The sequence below is a fragment of the Massilia jejuensis genome, from assembly GCF_042656795.1.
In the GTDB taxonomy this organism is placed as follows: domain Bacteria; phylum Pseudomonadota; class Gammaproteobacteria; order Burkholderiales; family Burkholderiaceae_D; genus Telluria; species Telluria jejuensis.
The window spans coordinates 14836-36940 of sequence record NZ_JBHSMS010000040.1; the positions used below are offsets into that span (position 1 = coordinate 14836).

15 protein-coding genes are annotated in these 22105 nt (G+C 68.5%); 9 read left to right on the plus strand and 6 right to left on the minus strand.

What is annotated here, in order from left to right:
- The first annotated feature begins 50 nt into the window (after positions 1-50).
- Genes ACFPOU_RS13155 through ACFPOU_RS13170 form a run of 4 tightly spaced genes read left to right on the plus strand, consistent with a single transcriptional unit; the run spans position 51 to position 6213 of the window.
- Positions 51-1415 carry a GH1 family beta-glucosidase gene (locus tag ACFPOU_RS13155; protein WP_379722463.1) on the plus strand — a complete coding sequence of 455 codons (1365 nt, stop codon included), beginning with the start codon at positions 51-53 and terminating at the stop codon, positions 1413-1415.
- Positions 1412-3937 carry a glycoside hydrolase family 3 protein gene (locus ACFPOU_RS13160; protein ID WP_379721914.1) on the plus strand — a complete coding sequence of 842 codons (2526 nt, stop codon included), beginning with the start codon at positions 1412-1414 and terminating at the stop codon, positions 3935-3937. The genes ACFPOU_RS13155 and ACFPOU_RS13160 overlap by 4 nt, the downstream gene beginning before the upstream one ends.
- A complete protein-coding gene (locus ACFPOU_RS13165) occupies positions 3934-4899 on the plus strand; it encodes a glucokinase (protein ID WP_379721916.1) in 966 nt (321 codons plus the stop codon). Before ACFPOU_RS13160 ends, ACFPOU_RS13165 begins: the two co-directional genes overlap by 4 nt.
- 12 nt (positions 4900-4911) lie before the next feature.
- Positions 4912-6213: a sugar MFS transporter gene (locus ACFPOU_RS13170; protein WP_379721918.1), complete on the plus strand. Its 1302-nt coding sequence runs from the start codon at positions 4912-4914 to the stop codon at positions 6211-6213.
- A 56-nt stretch (positions 6214-6269) separates the two neighbouring features.
- On the opposite strand, the gene ACFPOU_RS13175 is transcribed toward ACFPOU_RS13170, so the two are convergent.
- From ACFPOU_RS13175 to ACFPOU_RS13195, 5 genes are all read right to left on the minus strand, one after another.
- Positions 6270-7781, minus strand: coding sequence for a tryptophan halogenase family protein (locus ACFPOU_RS13175; protein ID WP_379721920.1), 1512 nt, complete (start codon positions 7779-7781; stop codon positions 6270-6272).
- A gap of 10 nt (positions 7782-7791) precedes the next feature.
- On the minus strand, positions 7792-8805 hold the full coding sequence (locus tag ACFPOU_RS13180; RefSeq protein ID WP_379721922.1) for a cupin-like domain-containing protein: 1014 nt from the start codon (positions 8803-8805) through the stop codon (positions 7792-7794).
- Positions 8789-9505, minus strand: coding sequence for a SapC family protein (locus ACFPOU_RS13185; RefSeq protein ID WP_379721924.1), 717 nt, complete (start codon positions 9503-9505; stop codon positions 8789-8791). The genes ACFPOU_RS13180 and ACFPOU_RS13185 overlap by 17 nt, the downstream gene beginning before the upstream one ends.
- Before the next feature lie 34 nt (positions 9506-9539).
- Complete coding sequence (locus tag ACFPOU_RS13190; protein WP_379721926.1) at positions 9540-11090, minus strand: tryptophan halogenase family protein; 1551 nt, start codon at positions 11088-11090, stop codon at positions 9540-9542.
- 108 nt (positions 11091-11198) lie between these two features.
- Positions 11199-14207 carry a TonB-dependent receptor gene (locus ACFPOU_RS13195; protein ID WP_379721928.1) on the minus strand — a complete coding sequence of 1003 codons (3009 nt, stop codon included), beginning with the start codon at positions 14205-14207 and terminating at the stop codon, positions 11199-11201.
- Positions 14208-14486: 279 nt separating this feature from the next.
- Here ACFPOU_RS13195 and ACFPOU_RS13200 point away from each other — a divergent pair, with 279 nt between their 5' ends.
- The 5 genes from ACFPOU_RS13200 (at position 14487) to ACFPOU_RS13220 (ending at position 20910) form a co-directional block, all read left to right on the plus strand.
- A complete protein-coding gene (locus tag ACFPOU_RS13200) occupies positions 14487-16115 on the plus strand; it encodes a M28 family peptidase (protein WP_379721930.1) in 1629 nt (542 codons plus the stop codon).
- A 370-nt stretch (positions 16116-16485) separates the two neighbouring features.
- On the plus strand, positions 16486-18189 hold the full coding sequence (locus ACFPOU_RS13205; RefSeq protein ID WP_379721932.1) for a methyl-accepting chemotaxis protein: 1704 nt from the start codon (positions 16486-16488) through the stop codon (positions 18187-18189).
- A gap of 166 nt (positions 18190-18355) precedes the next feature.
- Complete coding sequence (locus tag ACFPOU_RS13210) at positions 18356-19405, plus strand: aldose epimerase family protein (protein WP_379721934.1); 1050 nt, start codon at positions 18356-18358, stop codon at positions 19403-19405.
- Positions 19406-19628: 223 nt separating this feature from the next.
- The gene (locus tag ACFPOU_RS13215) at positions 19629-19898 is read left to right on the plus strand and encodes a hypothetical protein (RefSeq protein ID WP_379721936.1); all 270 of its coding nucleotides are present in this window, start codon (positions 19629-19631) and stop codon (positions 19896-19898) included.
- 151 nt (positions 19899-20049) lie between these two features.
- Positions 20050-20910, plus strand: a complete 861-nt coding sequence (locus ACFPOU_RS13220; protein ID WP_379721938.1) for a hypothetical protein — start codon at positions 20050-20052, stop codon at positions 20908-20910.
- A 158-nt stretch (positions 20911-21068) separates the two neighbouring features.
- Here ACFPOU_RS13220 and ACFPOU_RS13225 read toward each other — a convergent pair whose 3' ends face one another.
- Positions 21069-22091 carry an asparaginase gene (locus ACFPOU_RS13225; RefSeq protein WP_379721940.1) on the minus strand — a complete coding sequence of 341 codons (1023 nt, stop codon included), beginning with the start codon at positions 22089-22091 and terminating at the stop codon, positions 21069-21071.
- Positions 22092-22105: the final 14 nt, after the last annotated feature.

Sequence of the window (22105 nt, forward strand, 5' to 3'; positions counted from 1 at the left end):
GTAGTATGGAAAGCTTTCCAATCTTGAATAACGATGACCTGAACGAGACCATGACGACACCGAACAGCATTCAACCGCTCCCGCCGGCGCGCAGCGATTTCGCCGACGACTTCCTGTGGGGCTGCGCCACCTCGTCATACCAGATCGAGGGCGCCGGCGCCGTCGACGGCCGTGTCGAGTCGATCTGGGACCGCTTCGCCGCCACTCCCGGCAAGGTGCGCGACGGCTCCAACGGCGCGGTCGCCTGCGACCATTACCACCGCTGGCCGCAGGACTTCGACATCGCGCGCGACATGGGCCTGAACGCCTACCGCTTCTCGATCGCATGGCCGCGGATTTTTTCCGGCTCCGGCGGCGCGCCCAACCAGAAGGGGCTCGATTTCTATTCGCGCCTGGTCGACGGCATGCTCGAGCGCGGCCTGCAGCCCTGGGCCACGCTCTACCACTGGGACCTGCCGCAAGCGCTGCAGGAACGCGGCGGCTGGGCCGAGCGCGCCACGGTCGAGGCCTATCTCGCCTTTGTCGACGCCGTGACGCGCCGCCTGGGCGACCGCGTCAAGCACTGGATCACCCACAACGAGCCCTGGTGCACGGCGATGATCGGCAACTACGAAGGCCTGCATGCGCCGGGCCTGACCGATTTCGCCACCGCGCTCCAGGTCTGCCACCATGTGCTGCTCTCGCACGGCAAGGCGGTGCCGCTGATCCGCGCCAACGTGCCCGATGCGCAAGTGGGCATCGCGCTCAGCCTGCATCCGGTGCGCCCCGCCAGCGACAGCGCGGCCGACCGCGCCGCCACCCTGCGCCACGACGGCCTGCGCTACCGCTGGTTCCTCGATCCGCTCCATGGGCGCGGCTATCCGCAGGCCACGCTGGAAGCGGTGGGCGCCTGCGCGCCGCGGGTCGAGCCGGGCGACATGGAGGCCATCGCAGTGGCCACCGATTTCCTGGGCGTGAACTACTACTTCCCCGAGACGATCCAGGATGCGCCGGGGGAAGGCCCGCTGCACGCGCGCGTGCTGCCTCCGAGCGGCGTCGAGACCACGGCCCTGGGCTGGGAGGTGGCGCCCGCGGGCCTGGCCGAGCTGCTGGTGCGGATCGAACACGACTACCGGCCCGGCCCCATGTACATCACCGAGAACGGCGCCTGCTATGACGACGAGGTCGGCCCGGACGGACAGGTGCACGACGCCGGGCGCACCGCCTACCTGCAGCGCCACCTGGCCGCGCTGCGCGACGCGATCCGGGGCGGCGTGCCCGTGAAAGGCTATTTCGCCTGGAGCCTGGTCGACAACTTCGAGTGGGCCGAAGGCTACCTGCGCCGCTTCGGCCTGATCCACGTCGACTACGACACCCAGCAACGCCGGCTCAAGGACAGCGGCAAGTGGTACCGCGCCTTCCTGCGCCAGCAATGAACCGAATTGGAGAGATGATGATGACGATGCTGAAAACGACCCCGCTGGCGCTTGCCCTGGCGCTGGCCTTGCCCGCCATGGCCGCGCCCCTGGCCGACTGGCCGCGCCCGCGAAGCGCCATCGGCAAGGACCCCGCCCTCGAGGCGCGCGTGGCCGCGATGGTGGCGCGGATGACGCTGGCGCAGAAGATCGGCCAGATGACCCAGCCCGAGATCAAGGCCGCCACCCCGGCCGACGTGACGCGCTACTACCTCGGCTCGGTCCTGAACGGCGGCGGCAGCTGGCCGAACGGGAACAAGCGGGCCGGCGCGGCCGAATGGCTGGCCCTGGCCGAGCAATACCACGCCGCCTCGATGGCGACCGACATGGCGGTCAAGGTGCCGGTCATCTGGGGCATCGACGCCGTGCACGGCAACAACAACGTCGCCGGCGCCACGCTGTTCCCGCACAATATCGGCTTGGGCGCGGCGCACGATCCGAAGCTGGCCGGCGAGGTCGCCGCCGCCACCGGGCGCGCCGTGCGCGCCACCGGCATCGCCTGGGTGTTCGGCCCGACGGTCGCGGTGGTGCGCGACGACCGCTGGGGACGCACCTACGAAAGCTTCTCGGAAGACCCGCTGCTGGTGAAAAGCTATGCCGGCCCCTACGTGACGGGATTGCAGGGGCGCTTCAGGGACGACGCCAACGTGGTCGCCTCGGTCAAGCATTTCCTGGGCGACGGCGGCACCGACCAGGGCAAGGACCGCGGCGTGACCAGGGCCGGCGCGCGCGAGATGATGAACGTCCACGCCCAGGGCTACTACGCGGGCCTGGCGGCCGGCGCCCAGACGGTGATGGTCTCGTTCAACAGCTGGAACGATACCGCCGCCGGCGTCGACCACGGCAAGCTGCACGGCAGCAGGCACGCCGTCACCGACATCCTGAAGAACAAGCTCGGCTTCGACGGCTTCGTCGTCAGCGACTGGAACGGCATCGCCGAGGTGCCCGGCTGCCGCAACGACAGCTGCGCGCAGGCGGTCAATGCCGGCATCGACATGTTCATGGTGCCCGACGACTGGAAGGCCTTCATCGCGAATACGACGAAACAGGTCGAGGCCGGCGAGATCCCGATGGCGCGCATCGATGACGCCGTGACCCGCATCCTGCGCGTCAAGCTGCGCGCCGGCCTGTTCGACAAGCGTCCCGCGCAGAACGCCCATGCCGGCAAGGACGAGGCCCTGCGCGCGCGCGAACTGGCGCGCCGCGCGGTGCGCCAGTCGCTGGTGCTGCTCAAGAACGAGGGTCCGCGCCTGCCCCTGAAGCGCGGCAGCCGCATCCTCGTGGTCGGCAAGAGCGCCGACAACCTGTCGAACCAGTCGGGCGGCTGGTCGCTGACCTGGCAGGGCACGGCCAACACGAACGCCGACTTCCCGCACGCCGATTCGATCCTGGCCGGCATCCGGGCCGCCGCCGGCGCGGACAAGGTGCGCTACAGCCTGGACGGCCGCGACGTGAACGTCGCCGACTACGACGCCGTCGTGGCGGTGGTCGGCGAGACGCCGTATGCCGAAGGCGACGGCGACATCGGCCCGTCCGGCACGCTGCGCCACAGCAGCCGCCATCCGGAAGACCTGGCCGTGCTGGAAGCGGTCGCCGGCAAGGGCAAGCCTGTGATCACGGTCTTCGTCGCCGGCCGGCCGCTGTGGGTGAACGACCTGCTGAACCGGTCGAACACCTTCGTCGCGGCCTGGCTGCCGGGCACCGAAGGCAAGGGCGTGGCCGACCTGCTCGTCGCCGGTCCCGAACGCCACGACTTCAGCGGCAGGCTGTCCTTCTCCTGGCCGAAATCGGTCTGCCAGACCGCCCTGAACGCGGGCAGCGCCGACTACGCGCCCTTGTTCAAGCTCGGCTACGGCCTGCGCGCGGGTACCCGTTCCGCCCTCGGCCAGCTCGACACGGCCTATCCGGCCGGCGGCTGCGGCAGCAGCAACAGTTTCCCCGTGTTCGGACAGGCCGACCGCGCCAGCTTCCCGCTGGCCATCCGCAGCGGCGGCCAGGTCATGCCGCTGGGCGCCGACCTGAACGCGACGATCGCCCTGCCGGGGGTGAGCGTGCAGACCTCGCAGATCAATACCCAGCAGGACGCCAAGCAGCTCACCTGGAGCGGCGCGGCCAGCATCGAGGCGCGCGGCGCCAGGGCGATGGTGCTGCCGCCGGCTGCGGCCAGGGATGGCGCGCTGCGCTTCGACACCATCGTCACGGCGGCGCCCGCCGGCAAGGTGACGCTCGCCATGGCCTGCGCCGCGGGCTGCGGCACGCCGCTCGACGCCACGGCGCTCTTCAAGCGCCTGGCCGGCAAGGGCAAGCAGGCCGTCGTCATCCCGCTGGCCTGCTTCACGGCGCGCGGGGTCGACCTGGCGCGCGTCGAGGCACCCTTCGTGCTTGCCAGCGATGCCGCCTTCACGGCCGCCGTTACCAACATCGAGATCGCCGGCGGCGCCGCGCTGGCGCCGGAAGCGGTGCGCTGCGAGGAACTGCGATGAAGGCCGCTCCCATGCAGCTGCTGGCCGATATCGGCGGCACCAATGCACGCTTCGCGCTGCACGGCGAAGGAGGCTTCGCGTGCATCGAAGTGTTGCCCTGCGCGGCGTACGACACCCTGTCGGCGGCGGTCAAGGCCTACCTCGCCTTGGCCGCGCAGCGCGGCTTCGCGGTCGGCGAACTGGCGCATGCGGCCATCGCGATCGCCAATCCGGTCGACGGCGACTGGATCAGCATGACGAATCACCACTGGTGCTTTTCGATCGCCGCCATGCGCGCCGAGCACGGCCTGGCGACGCTGCTGGTGGTGAACGACTTCGCGGCGCTGGCGATGGCGCTGCCGACCCTGCGCGACGGACAGCGCGAGCGCATCGGCGGCGGCGTTGAATCGGGCGGGCGCCCGCTGGGCCTGATCGGGCCGGGCACCGGGCTCGGCGTGTCGGGCCTGGTCCCCGCCGGCGAGCGCTGGATCGCGCTGGCCGGTGAGGGCGGGCATGCCAGTTTCGCGCCTTGCACCGACGACGAAGCGGCTATCCTGGCGGCGCTGCGCGCCGAGCACGGCCACGTCTCGGCCGAGCGCCTGCTGTCGGGCATGGGGATCGAGGCGATCCACCGCGTGCTGGCTGGCGAACGCCTGGACGCGGCCGCGATCACCGGCCGTGCGCTGGCCGGGGCCGACCCGGCCTGCCTGCGCACGGTCGAGACCTTTTGCGGCATCCTCGGCAGCGTCGCCGGCAACGTAGCCCTGACCCTGGGCGCTACCGGCGGCATGTACATCGGGGGCGGCATCGTCCCCCGCCTCGGACCGCTGTTCGCGCAATCGTCGTTCCGCCGCCGCTTCGAGGACAAGGGACGCCTGGCGTCCTACGTCGCGCGCATTCCCACCTGGGTCATCACCGAGCCGTATCCGGCGCTGCAGGGCGTGGCGGCGATGCTGTCGGCGCACGTCGCCGCTCACCACTAAACGAGGAATCACATGGAACACACCGCAAGCCGTCCCACCGCCGCCCAGCCCGGGCAGGCACCGATGCAGTCGCAGACCGGCGCGCTCGTCATCGTCACCATCCTGTTTTTCATGTGGGGCTTGCTGACCTCCCTGAACGACGTCCTGATCCCGCACCTGAAGTCGCTCTACACGCTCAGCTATACCCAGGCGATGCTGGTTCAGTTCTGCTTCTTCGGCGCCTATGCGCTCGTCTCGCTGCCGGCCGGCGCCCTGATCCGGCGCATCGGCTACCAGCGCGGCGCCGTCACCGGCCTCTTGATCGCGGCCTCCGGCTGCGCGCTGTTCTATCCGGCCGCGCAGAACGGCTATGCGCTGTTCCTGTTCGCCTTTTTCGTCCTTGCCAGCGGCATCACGATTTTGCAGGTGGCGGCCAATCCCTTCGTCACCGTGCTCGGACCGGCGCGCACCGCGTCGAGCCGCCTGACGCTGACCCAGGCCTTCAATGCGCTCGGCACCACGGTCGGTCCGGCGCTGGGCGGCGTGCTGATCCTCTCGGCCGCCGCGCTCGGCGCCGACCAGCTGGCGGCGCTGCCGGCGGCCGAGCAGGCGGCGTACCGCGCCAGGGAGGCGGCCGCCGTGCAGGGGCCTTACCTGGCGCTGGCCGGGGCGCTGGCGCTGCTGGCCGTGCTGTTCGCGCTGGCGCGCCTGCCGCGGGTGAGCCACGACGACGGCAGCGCGCCGGCCGCCGGCGAGCAGGGCTCGGCATGGCAATACCGCCACCTGGTGCTGGGCGCGGTCGCCATCTTCCTGTACGTGGGCGGCGAGGTCAGCATCGGCAGCTTCCTGGTGAACTTCCTCGGCGAGGCGCACATCGCCGGCCTGTCGCATGCGGATGCGGCCCAGTACGTCAGCCTGTACTGGGGCGGCGCCCTGGTCGGCCGCTTCATCGGCTTTGCCGTGATGCGCCATGTCAGCCCGGGCAAGACGCTGGCGGTCAGTTCGCTGGGCGCGATCGCGCTGGTGCTGGTGGCGGTCTTCGCCGAAGGCAGCGTCGCGATGTGGGCGATCCTGGCGGTCGGCCTGTGCAATTCGATCATGTTCCCGACCATCTTCAGCATGGCGCTGCACGGCCTGGGACGCCACACCGGCCAGGGCTCGGGCATCCTGTGCATGGCCATCGTCGGCGGCGCGATCGTGCCCTTCATCCAGGGCGGCGTGGCCGACGCGGCGGGACTGCAGCCTTCGTTCCTGGTGCCGGCGGCCTGCTACCTGTTCATCCTGTTCTACGGCGTGAAGTACGCCACGCTGCACCGCCAGGGCGTGGCCGCGTAAACGAATAAACGGCCGGGGCGCGCAAGGCGGCCCGGCCCGCCCGCCAGGGCGGCGGTCTATTTCGGCGCCGCGCAGTACTGGCGCACGTAGGCTTCGTGGGGCGGCAACTGGGCCACGGTGCGCTCGATCGGCCCGCTGATCCCTTCCAGGAACCGGCGCAGCTCGGCGTCGTCCATCAGGTCGGCCGTCTGGTGGCGGCGCGCCGGCAGGATGCCCTGGCCCAGCATTACCTGGATCCACGAATTCTCTGCAAACAGCTCGTTCGGAATCCGGAACACGCGTCCCGTCTCGCGGAATAGCTCGATCCGGTGCTGCAGCGACGCCGGCACCGCCATGGCCGCGCAGTCGCGCCAGAAGGGCGTGTCGCGCCGGTTGGTGACCTTGTAGTGCAGGATGATGAAGTCGCGGATGTGGGCGATCTCGCCCGCCGCCTGGGCGTTGTACTCGTCGATATCCGGCTGCACGATGCCGTGCGACGGAAAGCACTGCATCAGGCGGACGATGCCGCGCTGGATCAGGTGGATGCTGGTCGACTCGATCGGCTCGAGAAAGCCGCTGGCCAGACCAATGGCGACGCAGTTGCGGTGCCACACCTTGCTGCGCTGGCCGGGCTGGAACTTGATCACGCGCGGCGCCGTCAAGGGTGCGCCTTCGACATTGCCGAGCAGCGTCTCGATCGCGGCCGCGTCGCCTTGATAGCGGCTCGAAAACACCATGCCGTTGCCGACCCGGTGCTGCAACGGGATGCGCCACTGCCAGCCCGCGTCGCGCGCGATCGAGCGCGTGTAGGGCACGGCCGGTCCGGTCGAGGCCGTCTGCAGCGCCGCGGCGCTGTCGCATAACAGCCAGTGCGACCAGTCTTCGTACCCGACGCCCAGCGCCTGGCCGATGAGCAGGCCGCGAAAGCCGGTGCAGTCGATGAACAGGTCGCCCTCGAGCTCCGTGCCCGAATCGAGGCGGATCGCGCGGATGTCGCCCGAGGCGGCCAGCGCGACGTCGACGATCTTGCCCTCGATGCGCCGGACGCCGAAACGCTCGCTGAAGCGGCGCAGGTAGCGCGCGTAGGCGCTCGCGTCGAGGTGGTAGGCGTAGTTCATGCCGGCGCGCGGCAGATGGGCGAAGCGGTGCTCCTGGGCCGCGCGCAGCTCGAGGCAATAGTCGCCGTAGTCGCCTGCCAGGCCGCGCTCGCGTCCCTTGTGCCAGAAGTGCTGGAAGCCGGCGGTCCAGTGGTCGGTGCCGGTGCTGCCGAAGGAGTGGATATAGTCTTCGCCGCGTTCGCGCCAGTTCTCGAAACTGATGCCGAGCTTGAAGGTGGCGCCGGTGGCGGCCATGAATTCCTGCTCGTCGATCTCGAGCAGGTGATGGAAATTCATCAGGGTCGGGATGGTCGCCTCGCCCACGCCCACGGTGCCGATCTCGTCGGACTCGACCAGGCGGATGTCGAGCAGCTTGCCGAGCGTCTTGGACAGGCCGGCGGCGACCATCCAGCCGGCGGTGCCGCCGCCGGCGATGATCACGCGCCGGATCGGGCGATCCGGCGTCGGTTGTTGCGGATGATGGTCGTGCATGCCAGTCTCCTCAGCGGTTCATTCGTTTCAGCAGTTGCGCGCGCAAGAGGCGCGTGGCCTCGTCGTCCAGCGGCCCGAGCACGCCGCGCGCGTGCGCCGGAATATGCGCGGCGGTGGCGTCGTCGGCCTCGAATACGTAGTGGCGAAACAGTTCCTGCCAGGCGCGGCGTTGCTCCGGCGGCAGGCCGCGCACGCTCATCAGCGCGTGCATCAGCGCGTTGGTCGGCGTGTCCATGAAGGCCGGCGACTGGCGCCACCAGTAGTTCACCAGCACGTTGAAGGGGTCGAGCGCCTCGATGTGGTGCCACCACATGCTGGGGATGAAGAGGGCGTCGCCGGGGCCGAGCTCGGCCACCAGGGCGTGGCGCATCGCTTCCTCGAATTTCGGGAAGCGCGCCAGGTCGGGCCGCCGGAAGTCGACCAGGCTGATCGCCTGGCCGGCCGGCGTCAGGTCGAGCGGCCCGATATACAGGTTCTCCAGCTGCTGCGGCGGGAACAGGGTGAAGCGGCGCCGCCCGGCCGCCACGCAGGCCAGGTTGTCGGGCAGGTCGTAGTGGGCCGCGATGCGGGTGCGGTTGCCGATCCAGATGCTGGCCAGGGCGTCGCGCGTGCCGAGGTCGACGTCGTTGTCGCCACGGAAACCCGGCAGGCAGGTGTCGATCGTGGTCGAGCCGACATAGATCGCCGGCGGCGCCGGATTGGCGTAATGGCCCGCCAGTTCGCCCAGCACCGCGTCGAGCTTCACGCGCAGCGGGGCGAAATTGAAGCCGCTCAGGTCGTCGTTGTAGAAGAAGCGTCCTTCGATGTCGGGCGCGCCCAGCATGGCCACCACGGCCGCGTCGCGGTAGTGGCGGCCCAGGTAGGCGCGCGCCGCCTCGAACGAGGTGCGCGCCGCCTGCACGAAGGGCCAGTCGCGCACCAGGCCGCGCAGCACCACGGGCCGCGTCGAGGCCAGCAAGGCGTCGCCCGGCGCGCCGGGCGCGGCGCCGTCGATCTCGGCAACGGCTTCAGCGCTGGGCAGCATGGCGGCGGTTCTTGCGCTCGATGAGGGCGCGCAAATTCGACAGCGAGGCGATCGCCATGTAGATCGCCTGCAGGTGGCCGGCGCGGTGCAGGCGCGCCAGGGCGTCGGCGCCGAGCGCGGCGAGGCGCTCTTCGTGGATCGCATAAAAGCCGGCCAGGCGGTTCTGGGAGCCGTCGTCGAGCGTGATGTCGACCACGAAGGATTCGAGCAGCCCGTAGTCGAGCAGGGCGCCGATGAAGGCGGACGCGCCCTGCAGGCCATTGTGGATCGCCAGCAGCACCGAATTGACGCGCTCGAGATAGTCGCTGCTGCCGCCCTGGGGCAGGAACACGGCTTCGCCTTCGGCGCCCCCGCTGCGCAGGCGCGGGCTGTCCATGTCGACGTGCACCATCAATTGCTCGCCGTCGACGCCGATCAGGAAGGGCTGGCGCTCGACCGTCAGCGGCAGGTCGGGCGCGTCCCAGCGTTCGCCGTCGAGGAACAGGTTTTCGCCTTCCTGGAAGCCGAGCAGCGCCAGCGCCTGGAAGCCGGTGCCGTCCCCGGTCTTGTGGAAGACGATCGGGTAATGCGCCTGCAGGGTGCGAAATTCGTCGGGGAAGGTCAGGGCCGACATGGCGTTGTCGCCGTAGGCGGCGCCGCGGGCGGTGATCACGCGCAGGTCCTTGTGGTCGCGGTTGTTCAACAAAACGGGATGGGACATGGAATCGCTCGGCCTTTGTCTTGGGATGGGTGGATCAGATGCGCGGCAGCCCATGGCGCCGGATGTGGTCGATCAGGGTGCGGTTGTCGGGCAGGGCGCCGAGCATGCGCCGGGTCAGGTCGGCCGCTTCGCGAAAGTAGCCGTCGGCCAGCGCCGGATCGCGGCGCCGGGTGCCGGCGCCGGCGGCGCGAAAGTCCATCCCGTAGAGCACGTACTGGTAGCTCGCCGCCGGGAACACTTCCTCGATGCGCGGAAAGTCGCCGCGCGCCGGCGCCCGATGCGCCCACAGCAGCAGCAGTTCGCGCAGGCGTTCCGGGATCGTTTCCCGGGCGCGGTTGTCGTGCCAGTAGTCCGCATCGGTGCGCCGGCTCAGCACATAGTGCAGCTTGAGGAAGTCGATCACGCGCTCCCAGCGGTAGCGGAAAGTGTCGTTGAAGCGGCGCGCGACGAGCTCCATGCCGGCGCGGTCGGCCGGCATCTCGTCGCTGAGCATGGCGGCCGACAATTCGACCAGTGCCAGCGCCGACGCTTCGAGCGGCTCGATGAAGCCGGCCGACAGGCCCACGGCGACGCAGTTTCGGTGCCAGAAGCGCTCGCGGTAGCCGGGCCGGAAACCGATCTTGCGCGGGGCGGGGCAGTCGGCCGGGCCGCCGCTGGCGGCGACATAGGCGCGCAGTGCCGCTTCGGCCGCGTCGTCGCTGGTGTGGGCGCTCGAATACACGTGGCCGACGCCGCGCCGGGCCGGCAGGCCGATGTCCCAGATCCAGCCGCAGCGCTGCGCGGTGGAAGTGGTCTGGGAAGCGATCGGGCTGTTGTCGAACGGGTAGGGAATCTGCACGGCCAGCGCGCTGTCGTTGAACAGCACATCCTGCCGGTCCAGGAAAGGGACCTCGAAATGCTGTCCCAGCAGCAGCGAGCGCATGCCGCTGCAGTCGACGAACAGGTCGCCCGCCAGCAGGCCGTGCGCCTGGGTGCGCAGGGCGGCGATGTCGCCATTCGGGTGCGCCTCGACGCCGAGCACGTTATCCGGCACGTAGTGCACGCCGAGCCGCTCCAGGCAGTGCTTTTTCAGGAAGACGCCGAACTTGCCGGCGTCGAGGTGGTAGCCATAGTTGGCGACGGCGGCGAATTCCGGCGTCGATGCCTGTTTCGGGGCACGCCCGGCCACGCACAGGTGGGGCTGGAAGCTGGCCAGGTCGGCGAACGGGATGGCGCCGTGGGCGTCGCGCCAGCGCGCCGCCAGGTCGGCCTCGCCGAAGCCCTGGGGCAGCGAGAAGGGGTGGAAATAATAATCGCCGGCGCCGCCGTCGACCCAGCGGTCGAAGCGCGAGCCCTGCTTGAAGGCGGCGTCGCATTCGCGGAAAAAATCGGATTCGGACACGCCGATGCGGCGCAGGGTGTCGCGCATCGACGGCCAGGTGCCTTCGCCCACGCCGATCGGCGCCACCTCGGGCGACTCGACCAGGGTCACGCGCAGGCCGTCGGGGTGCGCCGCGCGGTGGTCGGCGGCGATCACGGCCGCCGTCAGCCAGCCGGCCGAGCCGCCGCCGACGATGACCACATGCCTGACGGCCTCGCTTACCATGAAAGCATCCAATGCAGAACCAGAGTGGGCTGAAGTGTAAACCTAGGGCGCGCAAGAGGAAAGGCCGCGGCAGCGCCGCGGCCCCGCTTCAGGCGCGCCTGCCTGCCATCAGAACTTGTAGCGCGCGCCGAGCATGTAGCGCGGCCCCGACTGGGTTACGTACAAGGCCTGGTTCTTGGTGCGGCCGTGGCTGCGCATGGTTTCGTCGGTGACGTTGATCGCCTCGAACTGCAGGCTCAGGCGGTCGTCGACGTTGTAGCCGATGCTCAGGTCCAGCTGGGCGTACGCTTCGGTGTAGTTCGGATTCGGTCCCGAGCCGTCGAAGGTACCCGAGAGGAACTTGTCGCGCCAGTTGTAGGCGGCGCGCACCGACCACTTGGCGTTCTCGAAGATACCGACCAGGTTGGCCGAGTCGGACAGGCCGACCAGGGCGAACTGTTCCTTCAGGCCGGTGTTGTCAAACTTCAGGCCCGAATCGACATAGGTGTAGTTGGCCGACACGCCGAAGCCGCTGTTGCCGAACATGTGCTGGACGTTGAACTCGAGGCCGTCGAGCTTGGCGCTCTTCTGGTTCGAGAAGGTGGTGATCTCGAAGTTGGCGACCGGATCGGCGGGCTGGCCGATGATGTCGCCGGTAGCGTTGCCCAGGGCGTCGTCGGCCTTGCGCACCACGCCCGGCTGGCCGGCCTTGTTGCGGAAGATGTAGTTGCGGATGCAGGTCGTGTCGGCCGTCGGGCAACCGCGCGCGATGGCCTCGTTCCAGAACGCGCCGCCGATCGGCGTGTGCAGGTTGAATGGCTGGGCCGTCACCTTCGACTGGCCGGCATAGTTTTCCAGGTCCTTGCGGAAGTAGCCGACCGAAACGAAGTTCTGCTTGCCGTAATACCACTCCCAGGAGAGGTCGATGTTCTTCGACTTGACCGGCAGCAGGCCGGGATTGCCCTGCGAGCCGGTACCGCCGTTGGTGCGCGCCAGCTGGTCGAGGACCTGGCCGCCGGCGATCTGGTCGTAGCGTGGACGGCCGATGGTCTGGCCGTAGGCGAAGCGTACCTTCATGTCCGGGCGCAGGTCGACGTCGGCGTCGAAGGTCGGCAGGAAGTAATCGTACTTGCCGGTCAGCGTGGTGAAGCTGGCCGGCCCGAACAGGACCGACAGTTCGTTCTGCGAACCCCAGGAAATGCCGGTCGCGGTCGGGACCAGGGCCGTCGAGACGACGTCGGTCTTCTCGTAGCGCACGCCGACGCCGGTGTGGATCGGCAGCGCCGTGTCCCAGTCGGTATTGAACTGCACGTACAGGCTCTTGGACTTTTCGCGCGTGCGCTGGTCGGTGTCGAAGGTCTTCTTCGGCAGGTACAGGTCGGGCTGCCCGGAGGCCCTGGCCGCCAGTTCGCGCACCTGGTTGAAGTCGAAGGTATAGAAGGTGTTGAACAGGTTAGGATTGTCGCTGCCGTCGAGCTTGTCGAAGTACTGGCGCAGCGTCTCCTGGTGGAAGACGCTGGCCGGGTAATCGGCCGGCTTGGTGGCCCCGCCCCAGGTATCGCGCTGCTGGTTCGAAAACGCCGAGCGGTTTTCCGCTTTCGTCAGCGCCAGGCCGAAGTTCAGGGTCGAGGCCTCGAACAGTTTCTGGCTACCCTTGACCTGGGTCTGCTCGATGTCGCCTTTCATGTAGCCGTTCTGGAACACCGAGCCCGTCACCTGCTGCGGCGCGCGCGCGAAGTCGGCGCCCTGGATGCTCAAAACCGGGAAGTCCTTCGAGAAGTCGGCGGTCGTGGTGCCGCGGCTGAAGCTCGCCGTGCCCAGCACGTTCGAGGAGCCGAACGGGCTGTCGGGGGCCGATTCGGCGCTCGACTTGTGGGCGTCGAGTTCCAGGCGCAGGCCCGGGGTCGGCTTCCACACCGCGTTCAAGCCGAGCGACTTGTTTTGCGTGCGGGTGGCGAAGTCGGCGCCGCCCATGGCGATGTCGCTGACCGCGGGATTGATGAATTCGGTGTAGACCAGCGGCGCGGCGATGCCGCCGCTCGGATTGGCCCAGGCGCTGGTCGAATCGCCGAAGTTGAACCAGGCCGACAGGTCCTGGCGGCGGGTCTGGATCTTGTTCTCGGAATAGGTGTAGTCGAGCGTCGTGGTGAGCGCCTTGCTCGGCGCATATTGCAAGGTCAGCTGGCCGTTGGTGCGCTGGCGCTGCACGCCGCTCATCGCATAATTCAGGTTCTGCGGCACCTGGTACAGGGTGGCGCCGGCGGGACGGTTGACGATGCTGTCGCCCGATGGCGTGCCCGGCTGGGGAATCGTGCCCCAGTTGTTTTCGTCGCCGCGGAACGGGCCGCGCCAGCCGTTCGACACCGATGCCTGGTTGAAGCCCAGGTTGCGTTCCTGGTAGCTGCCGCTGATGGCGACGCCGAAGGTGCCGTCGGCCATGGTGGTGCTGTAGATGCCGGAGACCTCGGGCGTGAGCTTGTCGCCGCGCTTGACGTCGGCCGGCAGGTTGCCGGCCGACGTGTCATGCACGCCCTTGACGCCGATGCTGGCCTGCTTGCCGTTGCGCTCGAGCGGACGCGCCGTCATGACGTTGAGCGTGGCGCCGATGCCGCCGGTCGGGGTATCGGCGCGCGCCGACTTGTAGACCTGGATCTGGGAAATGCCTTCGGAGGCGATGTTGGCGAAATCGAAGGCGCGGCCGTTGCGGTCGCCCAGGTTCGAGGTCGGCATCTGGCGCCCGTTGAGCAGCACCATGTTGAAATCGGGACCGACGCCGCGCACGGTGACCTTCGAGCCTTCGCCGATCTCGCGGTCGATCGACACGCCGCTGATGCGCTGCAGCGATTCGGCCAGGTTGGTGTCGGGGAACTTGCCGATGTCCTCGGCGACGATGCCGTCCACGAAACCGTCGGCATTGCGCTTGAGGTTCAGCGACGAGGCCATGCTCTGGCGCAGGCCCTTGACGACGACCACTTGCGGCTGGCCCGCAGCGTCCGCGACGTCCGCGGCGACGGGCGCACCGGCGCTCGACGTCGCCGGTGCGTCCGCTTGCTGCGCGCCGGCCGGCGCGAGATAGGCCGCGCAAGCGGCGGCGACAGCCAGGCTGATGATCTTTTGCTTTGCCACAGGGTAGTGCATGTCTTCTCCTCGTTCTTATAGGTGTGATCGTCAGCCGCGCAGCGCCGGGTTTCCATGGCCGGCCGGCTGACCTGCCGCCTCGCAATCGCCGTTCCTGGAAATTATGGAAACGTTTCCATTCGATCTGTGAGAATAGTAGGGTCAGGAAATTAAATTGTCAACGGAATATTCCTCGATGGCAGGCCGTGCGTGGCGAACGCAACAGGCCGGAGCGGTCCGTGCCGGGTGCCGGCTGGGTTACCATGGTGCGCATCTTCCACCCGCCCACGACCAGCACCGATGCGCCTTCGCTCCACGACCTTCGCGGCTGTTTGCGCCGCCTTCAGTTTTTCCAGCCACGCCTGCGCCCAGGGAGCGCCCGCCGTCTCCGAGGCGGCGCTGCGCGCGCACTTGTCCTTCCTGGCCGACGACTTGCTCGAAGGCCGCGGCACCGGCCAGCGCGGCGGCGCGCTGACGGTGCGCTACCTGGAAACCCAGGCCGCCGCGATCGGCCTGACACCCATGGCCGACGGCGCCTACCGCCAGCCGGTCCGCATCCAGGGCAGCCGCCTGCTGCCCGGCAGCGAAGTCGTCTTCCAGGCCGGCGCCAGGCGCATCGCACCGAAAGCCGGCCGCGACATCGTCTTCGGCACCGGCAGCGGACAAACCAGCCTGTCCTTCGACGCGCCCCTGGTCTTCGTCGGCTACGGCATCGATGCGCCGGAAGAAAAATGGGATGACTACAAGGGCGTCGACGTCAAGGGCAAGATCCTGGTCATGATGGTCAACGACCCGCAGCCGACGGCCGAGGAACCGAACCGCTTCGCCGGCAAGGCCTATACCTGGTACGGCCGCTGGCTGTACAAATTCGAGGAAGCCGTGCGCCGCGGCGCGGCCGGCGCGCTCCTGATCCACACGACGCCGTCGGCCTCGTACGCCTGGGGCGTGCCGGCGAACGGCTTCTCGCACGAGCGTTTCCACCTGGCCGGTCCGGGCAACCGCATCGAAGGCTGGCTGCACGAAGACATGGCGCGCGGACTGTTCGCGGCCGCCGGCTTCGATCTCGACAAGCTGCGCGCGCAGGCCGAACGGCGCGACTTCACCCCGGTCGACCTGAAGACGGGCACGCGCGTCGAACTCAAGTCCGCGATCCGCCAGGTCGAGGATTTCAACGTGGTCGGCCTGGTGCCCGGCACCGATCCGAAGCTGAAGGACCAGGCGGTCGTGTATTCGGCGCACTGGGACCACTTCGGCATCGACCAGAACATTCCGGAAGGGCGCGACCGCATCTTCAACGGCGCCGTCGACAACGCCACCGGCAGCGCCGCGCTGCTGGCGATGGCGGCCGAAGCCGTGAAACAACCGGCGCGCCGCACCCAGGTCTTCCTGTGGCCCGCCGCCGAAGAGCAGGGCTTGCTGGGCAGCGCCGCCTACGTGGCCAGGCCGGTGGTGCCGCTGGCGAAGACGGCCGCCAACCTGAACCTCGACAGCCTCAATTTCGTCGGCCGCACGAAAGACATCGGCGTGCCGGGCGCCGAACGCAGCAGCCTGTACGGCACGGCGGCGGGCGTGGCGAAGCGGATGGGGCTCAAGCTGGCGCCGACGATTCCGGATCTGTCGGGCGCTTATTTCCGCGCCGACCACTTCAATTTCGCCAAGGCGGGGGTGCCGGCCTTTAACGTCGGCTCGGCCGTGTTCTCGGGCGACGGCCACTTCGAGTTCGAGCACGACCAGGCCCATTCCAGCGCCACCATGATTGGCTTCAAGGGCGATTACCACCAGGTGACGGACGCCTATCACGCGAACTGGGATCTATCGGGCATGGTGCAGCAGGCCCAGTTCACGCTGAACCTGGGCTATGCGGTGGCCAACGGGCGGGCGATGCCGACCTGGAAGCAAGGCGATGCGTTCGGGCGCGTCAAGCGTTGAGCGCTTCCAGGAACCTGGCCCGGCGGGGCGCAGGAAGCGGGTGAGGCTGCATGGCAAGCGGGAGCCGGGATCGGCGGCGCGATCGGCCGGGGGACGACCAGGCTCTTGCCGGCCCTGGCATTCGCGCGAGGTGGATTGCCGGCTGCTGGCATGGGTTCCCGATGTAGCGGGGCCTTGTCTGCCTGCGGCACCGGCCACATCGTCGGCGTTCCGAATCTGTCGCGTTTGTACCAAAAAGGCGAGCAAATTTGCGTTTTTTCGTCGAAGTTAACAAATGGCCATCGAGTTTAGCCGGTGCAGGCCGTAAAATATTTTCTCTACGGCAATTATTGGTCCTGGCGCCGCCCGCAACTCCATCTCACTATTTCCCATGAAACTCGCAAACCTGAAAATCGCCCATCGTCTCGCGCTCGGCTTCGGTGCCCTGTGCGTCCTGCTGGTCGCCATCCAGCTCTTCGGCATCCACATGCTCGGCAAGGTCAACGAAGGAACGGACGACCTGGCCAACCGTCGCGTCCCGAACATCGTCGCCACCAGCGCAGTGCTGGCCGAAGTGAACGACATCGCCATCGCGGTGCGCAACATGATCCTGATCGACGATCCGGCCGACCGCCAGAAACAGGTGCAGGAAATCGCCTCGTCGCGCCGCCTGGCCCAGGACAACCTGGACAAGCTGCGCACGAACCTGGTTTCTCCACAGGGGCGCGCGCTGCTGGATCGCATGACCGCCTCCTTCGATGGCTACATGAAGTCGGTGGAGCACATGCTCAAGCTGATCGAAGGCGGCGACCAGGCGGCGATGGTCCAATACAGCCGCGAGGTGATGCGCCCGCTGCTCCGCGAGCTCAAGGAAGCGGTCAGCGGACAGCTGGCGCTGCAGGACGAGATCGCGCGCAAGACTGCAAGCGAGGCGCAAGCGACCTTCGCGTCGACCCGCACCCTGATGATGGCGATGGCCCTGGCCTCGCTGTTGCTGGCCGCCTTCATCGCCTGGTGGAATACCCGTTCGATCACCCGTCCGATGGCGCGAGCGCTGGAAGTGGCCAACACCGTCGCCGCCGGCGACCTGACCAGCCGCATCGACGTGACGACGACCGACGAAACCGGCCAGTTGCTGCAGGCCCTGAAGACCATGAACGAAAGCCTGGTGCGCACGGTCGTGACGGTACGCAGCGGCACCGAGACGATCGCCACCGCGACCAACGAAGTGGCGGCCGGCAACCTCGACCTGTCGGCCCGTACCGAGCAACAGGCCGGCTCGCTCGAAGAGACCGCGTCTTCGATGGAAGAATTGACCTCGACGGTGAAGCAGAACGCCGACAATGCGCGCCAGGCCAACGTGCTGGCCGATGCCGCTTCGCAGGTGGCCGAGCGGGGCGGGCGGGTGATCGGCGACGTGGTCGGCACCATGGACCAGATCAACAGCTCGGCCGGCAAGATCGCCGACATCATCGGCGTGATCGACGGCATCGCCTTCCAGACCAATATCCTGGCGCTCAATGCGGCGGTCGAAGCGGCACGTGCCGGCGAGCAGGGACGCGGTTTCGCGGTCGTCGCGTCCGAAGTGCGCAACCTGGCGCAGCGCTCGGCTGCGGCGGCCAAGGAGATCAAGGGCCTGATCGGGGACTCGACCCAGGCCGTGCAGGAAGGCAGCAAGCTGGTCGGCGAAGCCGGCGCGACGATGCAGGAGATCGTCGAGAGCGTGCGCCGCGTGACCGACATCATGAGCGAGATCAGCGCCGCCAGCGTCGAGCAGACGGCCGGCATCGAGCAGATTAACGAAGCCATTGCCCAGATGGACCAGGTGACCCAGCAGAACGCCGCACTGGTCGAGGAAGCCGCCGCCGCATCGGCGTCGATGCAGGAGCAGGCCGTCAACCTGACGCACGCCGTCAGCGTGTTCAAGGTGGCCGACGGCGGCGCCGCCGCACCGGCACCGCGCCCCGCCGTTCCTGCGGCGCCGCGCGCCGCGCTGGCCCGGCCGGCCAGGCCGGCGCCCGCAACGCCGCGCAAGACGGCCGCGCCGCAAGCGGTGAAAGCCGCGCCGAACGAAGCGGAGTGGGTCGCCTTCTGACCGACGCCAACAACCGCCGGGAGCGCGGGGGGCCTTGCGCGGCTGCCCGGCATCGGGCGCATCCATTGTCCGATTCATGGGATGCCGCATGCGCAAGGCTGCGCGGCCCGGCTTCCCGCCCGTGCTAGGATCGTGCCGACAACGACCCGCGAAAGGACAGGACAAGGTGCATTCCGCAATCGAACGATCTCCCTTCGCCCGGCTGCCCGACGGTAGCCAGGTGAACGTGTTTACGCTTGCCAACGCAGCCGGCATGATCGTCCGTATCCTGGACTTCGGCGGCATCATCACCGAGATCCACGTGCCCGACCGCGACGGCGTGTTCGCCGACGTGGCGCTCGGCTTCGACACGCTCGCGCCCTACCTGGCCGACAGCCCGTATTTCGGCGCCTTGATCGGGCGCTACGGCAACCGCATCGCGGGCGGGCGCTTCACGCTCGACGGCCAGGCCTATACGCTGCCGGTCAACAACGGCGCGAACCACCTGCACGGCGGCGTGCCCGGGTTCGACCGCGTGCTGTGGCGCTCGCGCATCGAGCACGACACGCTGGTGCTGGAATACCGCAGCGCCGACGGCGAGCAGGGCTATCCGGGCACGCTCGACGTCACGGTGCACTACCGGCTGACGGCGGACAACGAGATCATGGTGCGTTTCGAGGCGGTGACCGACCGCGCCACGCCGGTCAACCTGACCCAGCACAGTTACTTCAACCTGGCCGGCGGCGGCGATATCCTCGGCCACGCCATGACGATCGATGCGGACAGTTTCGTACCGATCGACGCCGGCCTGGTTCCGCTCGGCAGCCTGGCGCCGGTAGCCGGCACGCCCTTCGATTTCCGCACCCCGCGCCCGATCGGCGCGCGCATCGATGAAGCGCACGCACAGCTCGCCCACGGCAGCGGCTATGACCACTGCTTCGTGCTGAACCGGCCGGCGCCCGGGGGCATGACGCGCGCGGCCCATGTGCGCGAGCCGATGTCGGGTCGCGTGCTCGAACTGTTTACGCAGGAGCCGGGCGTGCAGTTCTACAGCGGGAATTTCCTCGATGGCTCGCTGACCGGCAAAGGGCGGACCTACGCGCACCGCAGCGGTTTTTGCCTGGAGCCGCAGCATTTCCCCGATTCGCCGAACCAGCCGGGCTTCCCGAACACGATCCTGCGTCCCGGCCAGGTCTATGCGACCGAGTCGCGCCTGCGCTTCTCGGTCGACCGATAAAAGACAGGCGCGGCGCGTTTTCCATGCGCCGCGCATGCGCTTCATTCCCCTGCATGACCTGGCCAGGAAAGCGGGCCGGGCACTTCTTCGGCGCCGCTGCGGCCGCTATAATCGGCGGATCCCGACTTGCCGAAATAGCATGATCCCGTGAATAAATCCAGCCAGGCGCGCCACACCCAAGGAGACCGGCGGCGAGGGCGTACGCGCACTGCTGCGCGCCGCCTTGCCCCCCGCCAGCGACTGGCCCGAGGGCCTGCGCGCCGTCGTCGACCTGATGCTCGGCTCGGGCTTTCCGATGTTCGCCGCCTGGGGCCGCGAACGGCGCCTGGTCTACAACGACGCCTGCGCCGCGCTGCTCGGCGAACGCCATCCGGCCGTCTTCGGCCAGCCCCTGGGACAAGCCTTCACCGGTTCCTGGGCCGTGGTCAAGCCGGTCGACATGGCGGAGCTGGTGCGCATCCTGCAAGCGGCGGCCAGCGCGCCGCGCCCGTAGAGCTCGGCCGTCGTTCCCACAAAAAAGCGCAGCCGTGGCGCGCGCGTTTCGCGAGCGTGCCCGGCCTGCGGGACGGCGCGGCTGGTGGTAAGCTTGGGTTAGGAATCTGCTTCATTGATGAGGGCGTTTCTGACATTTAATGGAGGTCACCATGCCCCAGGTCGCACTGATCACGGTTCACGGAATGGGCCAGACGCCGCGCGACTACGCGGCCGGCGTCTTCGGCGAGATGCGTATCCGGCTCGGCCCGGCGTTGCGCGAGCGCGCGGCCTTCTACTCCGTGTATTACCAGGACATCCTGCAAAAGAACGAGCAGACGGTGTGGGAGCGCGTCGACAGCGCCAGCAAGGTGCACTACGACGAGCTGCGCAAGTTCATGCTGTTCGGCTTTGCCGACGCCGCCGGGCTGGAAAACCGCAAGGAAGATCCCGGCTCGGTCTACGAACTGGCGCAAGCCCAGATCGCCCGTGCCCTGCTGGCCGCCTGCGCCGCCAATCCCGGCATGCCGGTCGTCTTCCTGGCGCATTCGCTGGGCTGCCAGGTGCTCTCCAGTTTCATCTACGACGCGCAGAAGGCGCTCGGCGGCGGACGGGTGGAGGCGGGCGTCTGGCGCGACTTCGACGGCTGGTCGCGATCTGCCCTGGGACGCCTGCCGAGCGAGCGCGAACGGCATTTCCTGGCGGCGGGCACCTGCACCGGCCTCGTCACGACCGGCTGCAATATCCCGATCTTCGTGGCCGCCCACAAGGAAATGCACATCAAGCCGATCGCGCCGCCCACGCCCCTGTTTCACTGGCTGAACCTGTACGATCCGGACGACGTGCTGGGCTGGCCGCTGCAGCCCTTGTCCTCCGGCTACCGCACGCTGGTCGAGGACCGGGCGATCAATGCCGGGCAGGGAGCGGTGGGATGGATGCTCAAGAGCTGGAATCCGTTGTCGCATAACGCCTACTGGAAGGACAAGGAAGTGCTCGAGCCGCTGGCGGGAATGCTCAGGCGGCTGGTCGATTAAAGAGCGCCTGACAAGACCTCCGTAGCCGCGTTGCAGCTCCACGCCGTACAGTCGTACTGTCGTCGTCGCCGCGCCTTGCTCTGAAGGTTTTGTCAGGCGCTCTCATAAGCGTCCCCGGCCGGCGTTTCGATGCGCACAGCGACCGAGGGCGACGGGCGTCACGCCCGCTGCAATGTCAACATGGAGCGGATGTCCCCGGCGACCGTCCCGCGCGCATTCCTGATCTGCGGCTGCCTGAACCGCTCGAGCGCCGCGCGCCTGCCTTCATCCAGCAGCCCCAGCTGATCGAGCACGTGATAGGTGATCGTGTGCAGGCCGCGGTTGTTCCCGTCCGCCACCTTGATCGCGATGCCGATGCCGGCCGAGCGGATGCCGATCGCCTGCACCGCGTCCGCCCCGATCTTGGCGACCCAGTCGCCACCGCCCGCGGTCATGAACACCAGGTCGCTGCGCTCGGTGCCGGAGACCATGTCGGGCCGGTGCGTCATGGCCTCGAACAGCGGACCGAGCGCATGGCCGAGGCGCGCATCCGTCGTGCCCTGCGCCAGGCGCGCATACAGGTGCGCCAGGCTCGCCAGCGGCAGCGCATAGTTCGGCGCCGAGCAGCCGTCGATGCCGCCGGGCAGGCTGGACTCGGGCAGCTGCACGGCATCGGCCAGCGCGCCGCGCACGGCACGCTGGAGCGGATGGTCGAACTCCACATAACCGGCCGTCGGCACCCCATGCTGGCGGCACCAGGCCAGAAAACCGCTGTGCTTGCCCGAGCAGTTGTGGTGCAGCGGCGTCCAGGCCTGGTCCTGCGGCAGCGGCAGGTTGTTCGCCTCGTAGTAGAGCGGCGCGCCGCAGCCGCATTCGAGCCGGCCGGCATCCATGCCGATCTTGGCCAGGATCGAACGCACGCCGGCCAGGTGCTTGTCTTCGCCCGAATGGCTGGCGCACAGCAGCGCCAGTTCTTCTTGCGCCAGGCCGAATTCGGCCGGGCCGTCGTCCAGCAGGAAGGGCAGCGCCTGGAAAGGCTTCAGGGCCGAACGCGTAAACGTCTGGTACCGCGGGTCGCCGGCCCAGGCCAGGAGGCGGCCTTCGCGGTCCACGACGGCGACCGCGCCGGCATGGATGTTCTCGACCGTGTAGCCGGACGATGGATAGCCGCGCGTGGTGGCGGCAAGGGGAACTGTGTGCATGCTCGGATTCCGCG